Raw genomic sequence first — 305 nt, forward strand, 5'->3', positions numbered from 1 at the left:
ATGGGACCACAACAAGGGCAGAAGGTGTTTACGCTACAAACCTTACCTGCTAGCACAGAGAGAGAATATGGTCAGTTAGCCAATACCTCTGGCTTTTCGCTTCACGCCGGTGTGTTTGCCAACGCTGATGAGCCTGAAACACTAGAAAGACTTTGCCGCTACATCAGTCGTCCAGCTATTAGTGAGCAGCGCTTGAGCATGACGCAACATGGAAAAGTGCGCTATGAATTGAAAACACCCTATCGTGATGGAACGACTCACGTCTTCTTTGACCCTATTGATTTTATTGGCAAACTAGCTGCTCT

The 305-nt window shown here is 47.2% G+C and carries 1 protein-coding gene; it reads left to right on the forward strand.

Translation table 11 applies throughout. The features are described from left to right. Positions 1-305, forward strand: a 305-nt coding sequence (locus AB9H30_RS19425) for a transposase (RefSeq protein WP_371196445.1), incomplete at both ends; no start/stop codon positions are given.

Origin of the sequence: Glaciecola sp. SC05, from assembly GCF_041380235.1 — a bacterium.
Lineage (GTDB): Bacteria > Pseudomonadota > Gammaproteobacteria > Enterobacterales > Alteromonadaceae > Glaciecola.